We start from the raw sequence: 14,529 nt of genomic DNA, 5'->3' as shown, positions 1-14,529 counted from the left end.
GCACAGCGTTTATTGCGCTGTGTTTTTCTTTTTGTGTGAATTTTTAGTATTATACTTGAATAGGTTACTTTCTTTTAATATAATATATTTAGAAAATTGTAACAATTTTATGAATGAGCATTCATTCAACTTAGGGGGAGAAATATGAATCTTTTATCACAGTTTGAAGAATCTGCGAAGAACTTTTCCACTAAACCGGCCTATTATTTTATGGACCAAACATGTACTTATGCTGAATTGGATGGGGCAATTACGAAATTTGCATCGGGTCTCGAAAAATTAGAGGTAAAAAAGGGGGACCATATCGCATTATTGTTGGGTAACTCACCTCACTTTGTGATCAGCTTATATGGGGCTTTACGGTTAGGGGTAACTGTTATTCCCGTCAATCCCATTTATACTGCAGATGAGATTAGCTACATATTAAATAATGGCGATGTCAAAGTAGTGATCGCGCTTGACTTGGCGATCCCGTTATCCGAAAAAATGCATACTTTCCTACCTAAAATAGAGCATTTTATTTTTTGTGAAACGACCCCAAATAGCAGTGTAGAATCGAAAATTGAAAACCTCTCAGGCTCTTCAAAAATGAAATCGTTTACATCGGTCGTGGCTTCTGGAGAATTAAACTTTAAGGGACCAAATCTCGAAGACGATGATACAGCCATTATTCTTTATACCTCGGGTACAACTGGCAAACCAAAAGGTGCCATGTTAACCCATAAGAATTTGTATAGTAACGCTAAAGATGTCAGCGAATATTTGAAAATGAATCCCAATGATAGAATAGTAACGGTTCTGCCGATGTTCCATGTCTTCTGCTTGACGGTCGCTTTAAATGCACCATTATTAAGTGGGGCGACACTATTAATTGCACCCAAATTTAGTCCAAAAGAAATTTTTGAGCTTATCAAAGATAATCAGGCGACTGTTTTTGCTGGTGTCCCGACCATGTATAATTTCCTCTTCCAATTTCCTGATGGTAATCCTGAAGACCTAAAATCCTTACGCTTATGTACTTCAGGAGGAGCTTCATTGCCTGTTGCCCTCTTAAAGAATTTCGAACAAAAGTTTAATGTTGTAGTATCTGAAGGTTATGGTTTATCGGAGGCTTCACCTGTTACTTGCTTTAATCCGCTAGATCGCCCGCGCAAGCCCGGTTCAATCGGAACATCTATCCTGCATGTCGAAAATAAAATTCTAAATGAGCTTGGTGAGGAAGTACCAGTCGGTGAGGTGGGTGAACTTATTGTTCGTGGTCCCAATGTAATGAAGGGGTATTATAAAATGCCAGAAGAGACGGCGGCGGCCATTCGGAATGGGTGGCTTCATACCGGGGACCTCGCTAGAATGGATGAAGATGGGTATTTTTATATTGTCGACCGAAAAAAGGATCTAATCCTTGTTGGAGGCTATAATGTCTACCCACGAGAAGTGGAGGAGGTTATTTATAACCATTCGGATGTTGTAGAGGTAGCTGTCCTCGGCGTTCCAGACCCAAATCTTGGTGAGGCTGTTAAAGCCTATGTTGTAAGTAAGAATCCAGGGCTAACGGCAGAACAATTACTCGATTATTGCAGGGAACACTTGGCCAAATATAAACTTCCATCTTCGATTGAATTTATCGAAGAACTTCCAAAGAATACAACTGGGAAAATATTAAGGAGGGCACTAAAGGCACAAGTAGCCAAAACTGTCAGTAACTAATTCTTAAATAGTTGGGCAGGTCACTTTTACAGTTCTAATTTGTCCTTTTTTAACTAAACTAAGTATAGAGAGTCTGTACACAAAGGAGGGACAAATCATGGCTAGAAAAATGGGAGTCTATGCGGTTATGGGCTACATTCTATATGGATTATTTTTTTATTGGTATTTATTCCATTTTGCCGCTACAAACCTGCCATTTGAATACGAAGGTTCAAAGGCGGACCCGGCGACCTTTTTAAATGGCAGGGAACTTATGCTGAGCGAGGAGTATTCAAAAATAAGGAATTTATTATTTTTCCTATCTACTCCGTTTGAATGGCTTTTATATTTCTTAATTTTATTATTTGGTTTTTCCAAGGCATTCAAGCGCTGGGCGGAAAACTCATCAAAGTATAAGCTGCTTCAAACAGCCATTTATCTTATTTGGTTATCGGTATTCGCTTATTTGGCGACATTTCCTCTAAGTTATATTAGTTTTTCATTATCAAAAACGTATAATATTTCAACTCAAACCTTTGCTTCCTGGATGAAGGATGAGTTGATTGACTTTTGGCTTAATTATGGGACATGGTTGATCATTGTCCCCGTATTATACTGGCTCATGAAGAAAAGTCAAAAGCGGTGGTGGCTATATGGATGGCTTTTATCGATTCCATTTACATTATTTATGATGTTTCTCCAGCCAGTTGTTATTGACCCGTTATACAATGACTTTTATCCATTAACAAATAAGGAATTGGAAACGAAGATACTGGCTTTGGCCGATAAGGCTGATATTCCAGCACAACATGTTTTTGAAGTGAATAAGTCAGAGGAAACGAATGCTTTAAATGCCTATGTTACAGGAATTGGCTCTAATGCTCGGATTGTCCTGTGGGATACTACCTTAAATAAATTAACAGATGATCAAATTTTATTTATCATGGCTCATGAAATGTGCCATTATGTCGAGAAACATATTTACTTTGGAATTGCAGGATATTTGCTAATTTCGCTGCTCGGATTGTATTTGACGTATCGGATTATGAATTGGGCAACAAGACGCTGGGGCAATGAGTTAAATATCTCAGACGTTAGAGATATCCGATCACTTCCATTATTTTTTATGATTCTTTCGATGCTCCTATTTGCTGCAAGTCCACTGACGAATTTTACTTCTCGTTATCAGGAAACCCGTGCTGACAAATATGCGATTGAGATGACCAAAAATCCAGAAGCAGCGATTACTTCTTTTCAGGAATTAACCCGCTCTGGATTAAGTCAAGTAAATCCACCGCTATTGGTGAAAATTTTCCGCTATACCCATCCTTCAATGCTTGATAGAATTTCGATGCTTGAAGATTATGAAGTTAAACATAGGAACAAATAAATACAATCCATGGGAAGGCTGAGACATTTTGATATGTCTACAGTCTTTTTTTTTATATGTTATTTACAATCCTTCGTCCACTTACATTTCCTATTTTAGAGAAATATACAATAAAAAAGCCGTCAATCTATGACGGCTTTAACAAAATTCTACGTTCCAAATCGTTTGTTGATTTCATTGAGCTGTCCGGATAGAAGGAGGAATGACTTTTTGTCTTGACAATCAATGGCCACATCAATTTTCTGTAATAATTTTTCTTTTTCTACTTTTAGCTGAATTTCGGACAACAGCATTTCGATGTATAAATCTTGGACGAAGTTCTCCTTCAGACGATTTCGCTTCATGGCTCCTAGTTTCATTAATTCCGTGTATGATTTTTCATTCATGAAAATCACCTCTGTTGCTTTTTAAAATTATATGGTTTTTTTTGAAGAATATCATTAGTTTTTATAATTTTCTGATAAATATTTCTTTGACATGAATTTTGTGAATAAATTAGGAACAATTCAGAAAAGTGGAGGAATTAAAAACTAGTAGTGGTAAGATATGGTGGATAATATGAAAAGGAGTTGAATGGGTTGAAGCATCCGGGGATCGAAGAATATGAGATAAATACGTGGACGATGTTTGTAGAACCGGTGACATATGGAGGGAAAATTTATTCCCGTGCTGTAGAATTAGAAGATGAATTCTTGTCACCCTTTAAGCCATTGGATATCATCAAAAAAGGCTGCGTTTATTTTGGTGTTGATTACGAAAGCAGGAAAAAGGGAACAAGGCAACTAATTGGCTATTCTCGAAAAATCCCAATTGTTATTGAACCAACTAACCACATCTATTTTTTTCCTACCGTATCGCCGCTAACTCCTGAGTGTATATGGATTTCACTTGAGCATGTGGAGTGTTATCGTCGCGTATCCTCTAAGAAAACGATGATTATTTTCCGCAATAAGGAATCTCACGTTTTTCCAGTTCCAATTGGTACAATTGAGGGGCAAATTTTAAGAACCTCATTACTAAAAACAAAACTTTTGCAAAGAATAGAAAGTAATGGGAGAAAGTTATTTTATCAGCCTAACGGGCCCCAGTCGTTAAATGCCTTGGAAAGATCCCGTGAATATGATGCTGAATCCCATTCTAAAGACCCGAAATAAAGGGTTGAATTTTCTTAACTATTAACGGGACAGATGTTTTTTTAATAAATAGGCCTCCATTAATTCTTGGACTTTGTTGCGGATTCTTGGATTAAAGTAATTATGATTTTCTTCATAGCCTTTATAAATAAACCTGTATAACGTAAAAGCATCGTCCCGTTTTGTTTCAATCACCTGAAGTTTATTCTTTTTCATATATAGTTTTACCTCAGCAAGTTCCCTTTGGATCTCCTTCATCGTTTCCTCAATCAAATCCAAATATGGTTGTTTTAATTTAAACGGGCTATTTGCAACTACAGTTAAATCCCTGTTTAAGATAATTAGAACCATTGGTAAATACATAGCCTTTTCCATTATGTCTCGATCATCTTCGGGGATTCTGGTCATTTTTTCAGTCACACCTTTCCATATCAATCGAACAAACGTTCTTCTTCATTTTACAAAAAAGAACCGTCAAAAGCAATAGGACTTTCCATTTACAAAAACTCGTCATTGGGCGAGTTTTATTTATTGAAATGTTTAGTTGATATATGAGAAAGTTTTTATTAATAGAAGGATATCTGATAGGGGAAAATGAATTAAATGAAGAAACCCTGAAAAAAAACAGTTATAAATTTAGGAGAATAAAAAACCTGGATGAATAGGTGATAAACAATGAGATCTGATAAATATCAAACCAAGAAAAAGAGAAGATGGCCATCCGTTTTACTTGTCTTCTTACTGCTAATAGGTGCAGGGGCAGGTTATGCTTATTATCAATACAAGCAGGGCGTTAACCAATCATTAAAAAAAATGAATAACAAAGCATCAAATGTTGTCTATGCTTTCGAAGGAAAAAAGGATCAGTATGGGGGGACAAATATCCTCGTGCTTGGTAGTGATGCTAGAGGAAAGGAAAAATCTCGGGCAGATACAATCATGATTGTTCATTATAATGAAGACAAAGGAACATTTAAACTAACTTCTATTATGAGGGACAGTTACCTTGAGATTCCGGGGCATGGACAGCATAAAGTTAACTCCGCATTCGCACGCGGTGGTCCAGAATTAATGAGACAAACGATTAAGCAAAATTTTGATATTGACCTCCAATACTATGTCATTGTGGACTTTCAAGGATTTGTGCAACTAATTGATGAAGCATTCCCCAATGGTGTAGAGATAGATGTGGAAAAGAAAATGTCAAAAAATATTGATGTCACTTTAGAACCAGGTCTCCAAAAATTAAATGGAGCAGAAATGCTCGGGTATGTCCGCTACCGTCATGATGCGATAGGTGATTTTGGAAGGGTAGAACGTCAACAAAAAGCGGTTAAGGCCATTGGGGACCAATTGATGGGCCTCCAAACGATTCCAAAACTCCCGAAGCTAATTGGAGTTGTCACGCCTTATGTGAATACAAATATGAGCACTTCCGACATAACATTTATGGCTAAAGATTTCTTTTCGAAGGATCGAGGAAATATCGATACGTTACGGATTCCTGTTGAAAATAGCTATTCCGATGCTCGAATTTCAGGGGAGGGAGCCGTATTAGAGATCGATGTCGAAAAAAATAAAGAGGCACTCCATCAATTTATTACAAAGTAATCATAGGCACAGCTATTAGTTAAAATGAGGAGAAACCGGATGGATATTGAATCATTAAAAGCATGGTTTACACTTGAACATATTATGAGTCTTATTCAAGAATACCGAGCCCTTGGACCCATACCAGGCATATTGCTTATTGTCATTGAAGCATTCTTGCCATTTCTCCCATTGTTTTTATTTGTAATGGCTAATGCCAGTGCCTTTGGACTTTGGTTAGGATTTTTGTATTCATGGCTTGGAGCCTGTATCGGGGCAATGCTCGTATTTTCGCTTATTAGAAGGTATGGGCAAAAAAGGTTATTATCCTTTTTACCTAAGCACCCTCAAGTCCGTAAGCTAATGGACTGGGTAGATCGTCATGGGTTTGGCCCACTCTTTCTACTGCTTTGTTTTCCATTTACACCCTCGGCAGTTGTTAACATTGTCGCTGGTCTTTCCAAAATTCGATTTTCCCAATACATGCTGTCCGTGTGTATTGGGAAAATGGTGATGATTTTCACGATTAGTTTTGTTGGCTATGATATTCAGTCATTACTGACGAAGCCTCTTCGGACTGTTGTAGTTTTGCTTGTTATTTTCATTCTTTGGTATGTTGGTAAAAGAATTGAAGGCAGAATGAATAAGGGCACGGAAACTGACCATAATGGTGAAATAGATAGAAATTATAAGCAGGAGAAACGGAGGAGCTTTAATGAAGATTGAATGGAAAAAGGAAGGCATGGAATGGGCGAAGGCTTTTGCGATTGGTATCATTATTTTTGCTTTTATTCGTACATTTTTCTTTTCAAATTATGTGGTAGAAGGCGAATCGATGATGCCGACGCTACAGGATGGTAACAAACTGGTAGTCAACAAGCTTGGTTATCAAGTCGGGGAATTGAACAGATTTGATGTCATCGTTTTTCATGCCAATGAAAAAGAGGACTTTGTCAAACGTATTATTGGGCTGCCAGGGGATAAAATTGAATATCGAGATGATCTATTGTATATAAATGGGCACAAGTATGAGGAGCCATTTTTAAATGTTTATAAACAAAAATCACCTGGAATCAGGATTACTGGAGATTTTAGTTTAAAGGAAATAACCGGTGAAAATATAGTTCCTGATGGGAAATTGTTTGTCCTTGGTGATAATCGATTAGGTAGTTGGGACAGCCGCCAATTCGGTTTTATCTCAGCTAGTCAAGTTGTCGGCAAAGTTGATTTACGTTATTGGCCATTAAATGAAATGGACGTCCATTTTTAGATGAATAGTTTAAGGGAGGAGCACGATGATTAAATCGTGTTTTTTTCTGTCATAAAATTACCATTTCTGCCTCTAATCTGTTTTATGGCAATACAAACGTTTGTGCTTGTTTTATGATAGAATGGGAGATATAAAGTTTATGAGTGGTTGTGGAAAGCGAGGTTTTTACATGTCATTAAGAATGGTAATCGGTCGGTCAGGAAGCGGAAAAACAGCTATGTTCCTTGATGAAATAAAGGGGCGGCTTGTGGAAAAACCAGATGGGACACCGATCATTTATATCGTTCCAGAGCAGATGACGTTTTTATCTGAATATCGCTTGGCAACTGACCCGGCAATTAGCGGAATGATTCGTGCCCAAGTCTATAGTTTTTCCCGCTTGGCGTGGCGTATCTTGCAAGAAACAGGCGGGATTAGCCGAACACATTTAAGTAGCGTCGGGATGAGTATGTTAATACGCAAAATCATCGATGAGCAAAAGGAACAACTAAAGCTTTTTCAGCGAGCTGCAGATAAGAATGGTTTTATCCAAAAGCTTGAGCAAATGATAACAGAATTTAAACGTTACTGTATTAGGCCAGAGGAGCTAATTCAAGGCTCATCCTTTTCGGGTGAAGATACCAATGCCTTAAATGATAAACTTCAAGATTTAGAAATGATCTATAAAAAGTTTGAGGACGAAGTATTTGGTAAATATATCGATTCGGAGGATTACTTTCAACTCCTATCCGAGAAAGTATCCTTCTCTTCATATTTAAAAGATGCAGAAATATATATTGATGGTTTTTATAGTTTTTCACCGCAGGAATATCAAGTAATGATCGAATTGATGAAACATTGTAAAAACGTTTCAATTGCATTGACGACTGATCACCTCTCGATTAATTCTCCACCGGACGAGCTTGATCTGTTTCGCTTATCAGGTGAGACTAGTTATACTCTCTATGATTTAGCTAAAGCTAATGGTATTGAAATCGAGCAGTCTGTTGTTCTAAAAGAACAAAGAAAATGGACAGAGCCGTCTTTAAGTCATTTTGAAGAAAAATTTGATGCCCGGCCTGCAGTATCATATGTTGGTGAGACAAAAATTAATATTTGCCAAGCCGTAAACCGTAGAGCTGAGATTGAAGGGATTGCAAGAGAGATTCGCCAATTAGTCAGGACAAAGGGATACCGGTACCGGGATATCGCTTTATTAATTCGAAATGGTGGGGACTATCATGAGATTGTTGAACCAGTTTTCGACGATTATCAGATTCCCTATTTTATTGACCAAAAAAGAACGATGCTGAACCATCCATTGATCGAATTCATTCGCTCAAGCCTTGAAGTCATTAATTCCTACTGGCGCTATGAGCCGGTGTTTAGAATGATCAAGACAGAATTGCTATATCCCCTGCAAGAAAAGCCAGCAAAAATGCGTGAGAAAATGGATAAACTAGAGAATTATTGTTTAGCTTACGGAATTAACGGAAGTAAATGGACGAAAAAAGAGCGTTGGAGCTATCGACGCATTCGAGGACTGGAATTAGAGGTAAACTCGCAAACAGACCTTGAAAAAGAAATGGAACAAGAGTTAAATGAATTAAAGCTTATGGTAACTGCACCCATTTTACGGTTATCAAGACGTTTGAAAAAAGCGGATTCAGGCCGAAAATTTTGTGAAGCCATCTATTTGCTGCTAGAGGAATTGGATGTCCCAACAAAGCTTGAAACATGGAAAGCAGCTGCCGAAGAAAAAGGTAATCTTGTAAAAATGCGGGAGCATGAACAAGTATGGAATGCCGTGATTGATCTCCTGGACCAATACGTTGAAATTCTAGGGGAAGAGCAAGTCACATTAAAGGCGTTTGCTGCTGTTTTAGAGTCAGGATTTGAATCCTTACATTTTTCACTTATTCCGCCGGCACTTGATCAGGTACTGATTGGGGATTTAGAAAAATCAAGGCTAAATGAAATCAAAGTAGAATTCGTAGTTGGTGTTAATGAAGGAATTTTGCCTGCAAAAATATCTGATGAAGGAATCCTCTCTGATGAAGACAGGGAAATGCTCCTAGCAACAGGTGTTAAAATCGCACCAAGCAGCCGGACACGTTTGCTGGATGAAAATTTTCTTGCTTATAAAGCTTTTACAGCACCATCAGAAGCCCTTTATGTTAGTTATCCACTTGCGAATGATGAAGGAAAAGCGTTAATTCCTTCTTCGTATATTAAGAGAATAAAAGATATGTTTCCTAATGCTAATGAGCTATTTTATGTGACAGACCCATCACAAGTTTCGGAGCCCAGTCAACTAGGCTTTATTTCAAATTTTACAACGACGTTATCTTTCCTTAATGCGCAGCTTCAATGGAAAATGCGAGGGTACCCCATTTCAAATTTATGGTGGGATGTATATAACTATTACCTTGGAAGTTCGGGAAAGACCAAAGCTCAAAAAGTGTTTTCAAGCCTTTTTTATACAAATTCAGCCGTACAGCTCTCTAAAGACTCAGCGGATGAATTATATGGTGAGGCCATTCAAGCCAGTGTTTCTAGAATGGAATTATATAACTCCTGCGCATTTTCTCATTTCGCTCAGCATGGACTAAAGCTTCGTGACCGGCAAGTTTTTCGTTTGGAGGCTCCGGATATTGGGGAGCTGTTTCATGCGGCATTAAAGCAGATTGCAGATATTGTTAATGAACAAAACCTTTCTTGGGCCGAGCTATCGAGGAAACAATGTGAAACCCTTTCTAAGGAAGCGGTCAAGTCACTAGCCCCTAAACTGCAAAACGAAATATTGTTAAGCTCAGAGCGCCATCATTATATTAAACGGAAATTGGAGCAAATTATTACACGTGCTTCTGTCGTATTAAGTGAGCATGCAAAGGTAAGTGGATTCTCACCGATTGGTTTGGAATTAGGCTTTGGACCCAATGGAAAACTGCCGCCACTAACATTTTCACTGAAAAATGGAAAGAGAATGGAATTGGCCGGAAGAATTGACAGAGTCGATCAGGCAAAAGCGGAAGACGAAAGCGTCTTTTTACGAGTGATTGATTATAAATCAAGTGAAAAGGATGTCAATTTTAGCGAAGTATATTATGGACTTGCCCTGCAAATGTTAACCTACCTTGATATTGTCATGACCCATTCGAATGAATTGGTTGAGATGAAAGCTAGTCCTGCGGGTGTCCTCTATTTTCACGTCCATAATCCATTCATTAATACAACTAAAATGCTAACGATTGATGAAATTGAAAAGGAAATGATGAAAAAGTTTAAGATGAATGGATTAATGTTAAGCGATCAAAATGTGATCCGGCTTATGGATCAAACACTTGAATCTGGTGATTCGCATATTATTGCCGCAGGAATAAAAAAAGATGGAAATTTATCCAAAAAATCCAAGGTTGCCAGTTTATCGGAATTTGACGATTTGAAAACGTATGTCCGGAATTTATATCAGAAAACAGGTAACGCCATTATTGATGGTCAAATAGACATTGCTCCTTATAAATTAAAGGACAAAACACCTTGTACATTTTGTTCTTATAAATCAGTATGTCAATTTGATGAATCAATTGAAACGAATCAATTCCGGGTTCTCACACCACACTCGAAGGAAGATGTTTTAGAACTAATTAGGAAGGAGGTACGTCAATCTTGAGAAATTTTGTCATACCCCCTAAACCAGAAGACGTGACATGGACAGACGACCAATGGATAGCAATTATGTCAAAGGATCGAGACATCCTAGTCGCAGCAGCAGCAGGTTCGGGAAAAACGGCTGTCCTAGTGGAAAGAATGATCCAAAAAATCCTGTCAAAAGAAGGCCCGATGAATGTCGATGAATTATTGGTGGTGACCTTTACGAATGCATCTGCTGCAGAAATGCGCCATCGGATTGGGGAAGCATTAGAAAAAGCCATTGATGAAGACCCGTGGTCGCGCCATTTAAGAAAGCAACTGAGCTTATTAAATAAAGCATCGATTTCAACACTTCATTCCTTTTGTATGGAAGTGATTCGAAAGTATTATTACTTAATCGATGTCGATCCTGGATTTCGAATTGCCGATGAAACAGAAGCACAATTAATCCGAGATGAAGTGATGGACGAGTTGTTTGAAGAAGAATACGGGAAAAAAGATAATGTGGCATTCTTCAACTTGGTCGATTCATTCACAAGTGATCGAAGTGATGCTGCATTAATGGATATTGTACGGTCGATATACGATTTTGCTCGCTCCAATCCCTTACCGGACCAATATTTAAAGTCAATCATTCGTATGTATGATGTTTCAGCTATTAATAATCTAGCCGAACTCTCCTTTATTCAGGCACTTCTTTTTGATATTGAGTTGCAACTAGAAGCTTCCAGAGAAATGATTAAGCGGGGATTAGAAGTAACAAAGCTCCCTGGCGGACCGGCACCGAGAGCTGAAAACTTTTTAGATGATTTAAAGATAATTGATACTCTTCTTCTTGCCAAGCAGGACTCATGGGAAACTCTATATCAAGCAATGCAGACCTGGTCTTTTTCACGGGCAAAGCAAGTGAAAGGTGACCACTATGATAAAGAGCTGACAGAGAAGGCCCAAAAACTTCGAGAAAAAGCGAAGAAAAAAATCCAAGATATCAAAGAAGAGCTATTTACGCGAAAGCCTGAAAGCTTTTTACGTGATATGGATGAGATGCGGCCGTTAATAGAAACGCTAGTTCATATTGTCAAAGAATTTTCTCTGCGGTTTGAAAAGGTAAAAAGAGAAAAAGGGCTTGTAGACTATGCAGATTTAGAGCATTACTGCCTTGCAATTTTGACAAAGGAAATCTCAGCAGAGGGAGAATTTCTTCCATCCGAGGCGGCACTCGCTTACCAAAGGCATTTTAAAGAGGTCTATTGCGATGAATATCAAGACACTAATATGGTCCAGGAAACCATCCTAAAGCTTGTAACTAAAAAGGATGAGTTGAATGGTAATATGTTTATGGTCGGAGATGTTAAGCAGTCGATTTATCGCTTTCGTTTGGCTGAGCCGAACCTTTTCTTAGGCAAGTATAATCGCTTTAAAGCCGACGGAGATTCTACGGGACTACGTATTGATCTAGCAAGAAATTTCCGAAGCCGAAAAGAAGTGCTCGATGCAACCAATTATTTATTTAAACAAATTATGGGGATTAAAGTTGGTGAAATCGAATACGATGAGGCGGCAGAGTTGCGTGCTGGCGCACCGTATCCAGACGATGAGCCCTATCCGGTAGAACTTTTGCTTATTGATCAAAATACCCAGGATAATGGGTCGCCTGTAACCGAGACAGAGGTGTCAGAACTAGAAGAATTTGATGCTATCGGTCTTGAACAATCCCAACTCGAAGCGAGGATAATTGCTTCTAAAATAAAAGAGCTAGTAGCAAGTGGAGCACCGGTATATACTACAAAAACCAAATCCAATCGGCCGTTTATGTATCGGGATACAGTCATCCTGCTCCGTTCAATGACTTGGGCTCCGCAAATTATCGAAGAGTTTAAGCAACAAGGGATTCCTATTTATGCTAATCTTTCAACAGGGTATTTTAATGCAACCGAAGTGGCAATTATGATTTCATTACTACGAGTTATTGATAATCCCTTCCAAGACATACCGCTTGCAGCTGTTTTACGCTCACCCATCGTTGGGTTGAACGAAGAAGAACTATCAATCATCCGCATTCATCAGAAGCGAGGCTCTTTTTGGGAGGCTGTTACCGCTTTTTGCAAGAGTAAAGAAGCCAAAAATACGGCCGAATTTTACGAAAAGCTGCGCCGCTTTTATGACTTTCTAACAGAGTGGCGCGGGGTGGCAAGACAGGGTTCGTTGTCGGAGTTAATTTGGCAGCTCTACCGTGATACCCAGTTTTATGACTTTGTCGGCGGTTTACCAGGGGGAAAACAGCGCCAAGCTAATTTACGGGCATTATATGACAGAGCTAGACAATACGAACAAACATCGTTCCGTGGATTGTTCAGGTTTCTTCGTTTTATCGAGAGAATGATTGAAAGAGGGGACGATCTTGGTGCAGCAAGGGCACTTGGTGAGCAAGAAGACGTTGTTCGGATAATGACCATCCATAGTAGTAAAGGACTTGAATTTCCCGTTGTATTCATGGCGGGAATGGCACGGACTTTTAATATGGCTGATGTTCGGAAACCATATATGCTCGATAAAGAATACGGATTTGCCTCTAAGTATGTAAATGCGGAAAAAAGGATTTCTTACCCATCCTTACCGCAAATTGCTTTTAAGCGAAAAAAGAAAATGGAGATGCTCGCGGAAGAAATGCGCGTGTTATATGTGGCGATGACAAGGGCGAAAGAAAAACTTTATTTAACGGCTACGCTTAAAGATGCGCAAAAAAAAATCGACCAATGGAATGAAGTTTCCTCCCATACAGAATGGTTGTTAAAGGATTATGAGCGGGCAGCGGTTTCAAGCTATATTGACTGGATTGGACCAGCGCTTGTTCGCCATCAGGACGCCAATGAACTAAGGCTTAGTGGTACGGGAAATGCCCTTGTTCCTGAGGAAATTACAAGTCATCCTTCTTCATGGAAAATTTCACTAATAAGTGCAGAAGAAATCAAGAAGACGGAATTAGAAATCGGAATGAATGAAGACCAATTTCTTGAAATGGTCCAAAAAGGGGAACATGTCCCAGCCACGTCGCCATTTGTTGAAGAAATTAAGTCGCGCTTAGACTGGGAATATTCCTTCCCAAGTGCCGCAGCCCATCGCTCCAAGCAATCCGTTTCTGAAATGAAACGCCAAAGAGAAATGGCAGATGAACAAAGTGGGACGGACCTTGTGAACCATGTGAATCGCTATAAAAAGTCGATAGTTAAACGCCCGAAATTTATGCAGGAAAAGCAATTAAGTCCAGCTGAACGGGGATCTGCCATGCATATGGTTATGCAGCACGTAGATTTAACCAATTCAGTTAGTCAAGAATCTCTCCAGGAACAGTTAACATGGATGGTAAACAACGAATTGTTAACCTCTGACCAAGCAGAGGTCATTGATAAAAATTTAATTGTTGAATTCTTTCATTCAGATTTAGGGATTAGATATTTTAACGCAAAAGCAATCAACAGAGAGGTTCCCTTTACCCTTTCCATGCCTGCTCGTGATGTGTACCCCACTTGGAAGGATGAAGAAGAATCTGTTTTTGTGCAAGGGATCATTGACTGTGTCTTTGAGGAAGAAAACGGTCTTATTTTGGTCGATTATAAAACGGATCAAATTTCCGACAGGTATAAAGGTGGGTTTGACCAAGCAAAGTCCATACTTGAAGACCGTTACAAGATGCAAATTAACTTATATACAAGAGCAATTGAACAAATATGGAAAAGAAAGGTCACAGAAAAGTACTTGTTTTTCTTTGATGGAGCTCATATTTTGAAGGTTGAGGATTAAACGAACAAAAAATGACATAGACCATT

At 38.7% G+C, this 14,529-nt stretch carries 10 protein-coding genes; 8 read left to right on the top strand and 2 right to left on the bottom strand.

Annotation, left to right across the window (positions count from 1 at the left end; translation table 11 throughout):
• Positions 1 to 144: 144 nt before the first annotated feature.
• Both QF028_RS19945 and QF028_RS19940 read left to right on the top strand, forming a co-directional pair.
• Positions 145 to 1,707 carry a fatty acid--CoA ligase family protein gene (locus QF028_RS19945; RefSeq protein WP_429468048.1) on the top strand — a complete coding sequence of 521 codons (1,563 nt, stop codon included), beginning with the start codon at positions 145 to 147 and terminating at the stop codon, positions 1,705 to 1,707.
• Positions 1,708 to 1,804: 97 nt separating this feature from the next.
• On the top strand, positions 1,805 to 3,076 hold the full coding sequence (locus QF028_RS19940; RefSeq protein WP_429468045.1) for a M48 family metallopeptidase: 1,272 nt from the start codon (positions 1,805 to 1,807) through the stop codon (positions 3,074 to 3,076).
• Between the two features lie 149 nt (positions 3,077 to 3,225).
• On the opposite strand, the gene QF028_RS19935 is transcribed toward QF028_RS19940, so the two are convergent.
• Positions 3,226 to 3,462 (bottom strand): IDEAL domain-containing protein, encoded by a 237-nt coding sequence (locus QF028_RS19935; protein ID WP_088086018.1) that lies wholly within the window; start codon positions 3,460 to 3,462, stop codon positions 3,226 to 3,228.
• Between the two features lie 192 nt (positions 3,463 to 3,654).
• On the opposite strand from QF028_RS19935, the gene QF028_RS19930 reads away from it, so the two are divergent.
• A complete protein-coding gene (locus tag QF028_RS19930) occupies positions 3,655 to 4,230 on the top strand; it encodes a competence protein ComK (RefSeq protein WP_429468041.1) in 576 nt (191 codons plus the stop codon).
• A gap of 21 nt (positions 4,231 to 4,251) precedes the next feature.
• Here the strand turns inward: QF028_RS19930 and QF028_RS19925 are convergent, their stop codons facing one another.
• Positions 4,252 to 4,617, bottom strand: coding sequence for a hypothetical protein (locus QF028_RS19925; protein ID WP_088086020.1), 366 nt, complete (start codon positions 4,615 to 4,617; stop codon positions 4,252 to 4,254).
• A gap of 267 nt (positions 4,618 to 4,884) precedes the next feature.
• On the opposite strand from QF028_RS19925, the gene QF028_RS19920 reads away from it, so the two are divergent.
• The 5 genes from QF028_RS19920 to addA all read left to right on the top strand — a co-directional run bounded on the left by QF028_RS19920 (position 4,885) and on the right by addA (position 14,503).
• Positions 4,885 to 5,820: an LCP family protein gene (locus QF028_RS19920; RefSeq protein ID WP_429468038.1), complete on the top strand. Its 936-nt coding sequence runs from the start codon at positions 4,885 to 4,887 to the stop codon at positions 5,818 to 5,820.
• Positions 5,821 to 5,859: 39 nt separating this feature from the next.
• Positions 5,860 to 6,525 carry a TVP38/TMEM64 family protein gene (locus QF028_RS19915; protein WP_215015556.1) on the top strand — a complete coding sequence of 222 codons (666 nt, stop codon included), beginning with the start codon at positions 5,860 to 5,862 and terminating at the stop codon, positions 6,523 to 6,525.
• Positions 6,515 to 7,069 (top strand): signal peptidase I, encoded by a 555-nt coding sequence (gene lepB, locus QF028_RS19910; protein WP_168242442.1) that lies wholly within the window; start codon positions 6,515 to 6,517, stop codon positions 7,067 to 7,069. The genes QF028_RS19915 and lepB overlap by 11 nt, the downstream gene beginning before the upstream one ends.
• Positions 7,070 to 7,238: 169 nt before the next feature.
• Positions 7,239 to 10,721, top strand: coding sequence for a helicase-exonuclease AddAB subunit AddB (gene addB / locus QF028_RS19905; RefSeq protein WP_429468035.1), 3,483 nt, complete (start codon positions 7,239 to 7,241; stop codon positions 10,719 to 10,721).
• Positions 10,718 to 14,503 (top strand): helicase-exonuclease AddAB subunit AddA, encoded by a 3,786-nt coding sequence (gene addA, locus QF028_RS19900; RefSeq protein ID WP_429468032.1) that lies wholly within the window; start codon positions 10,718 to 10,720, stop codon positions 14,501 to 14,503. The genes addB and addA overlap by 4 nt, the downstream gene beginning before the upstream one ends.
• Positions 14,504 to 14,529 lie beyond the last annotated feature (26 nt).

Source organism: Neobacillus sp. B4I6, from assembly GCF_050434045.1.
Lineage (GTDB): Bacteria > Bacillota > Bacilli > Bacillales > Cytobacillaceae > Neobacillus.
This window is presented reverse-complemented; position numbering and strand designations above follow the sequence as displayed.

Excerpts from the sequence above, each read along its gene's own strand:
- QF028_RS19945 (WP_429468048.1), top strand. The coding sequence starts at position 145 with ATGAATCTTTTATCACAGTTTGAAGAATCTGCGAAGAACTTTTCCACT.
- QF028_RS19940 (WP_429468045.1), top strand. The coding sequence starts at position 1,805 with ATGGCTAGAAAAATGGGAGTCTATGCGGTTATGGGCTACATTCTATAT.
- QF028_RS19935 (WP_088086018.1), bottom strand. The coding sequence starts at position 3,462 with ATGAATGAAAAATCATACACGGAATTAATGAAACTAGGAGCCATGAAG.
- QF028_RS19925 (WP_088086020.1), bottom strand. The coding sequence starts at position 4,617 with ATGACCAGAATCCCCGAAGATGATCGAGACATAATGGAAAAGGCTATG.
- QF028_RS19920 (WP_429468038.1), top strand. The coding sequence starts at position 4,885 with ATGAGATCTGATAAATATCAAACCAAGAAAAAGAGAAGATGGCCATCC.
- QF028_RS19915 (WP_215015556.1), top strand. The coding sequence starts at position 5,860 with ATGGATATTGAATCATTAAAAGCATGGTTTACACTTGAACATATTATG.
- lepB (WP_168242442.1), top strand. The coding sequence starts at position 6,515 with ATGAAGATTGAATGGAAAAAGGAAGGCATGGAATGGGCGAAGGCTTTT.
- addB (WP_429468035.1), top strand. The coding sequence starts at position 7,239 with ATGTCATTAAGAATGGTAATCGGTCGGTCAGGAAGCGGAAAAACAGCT.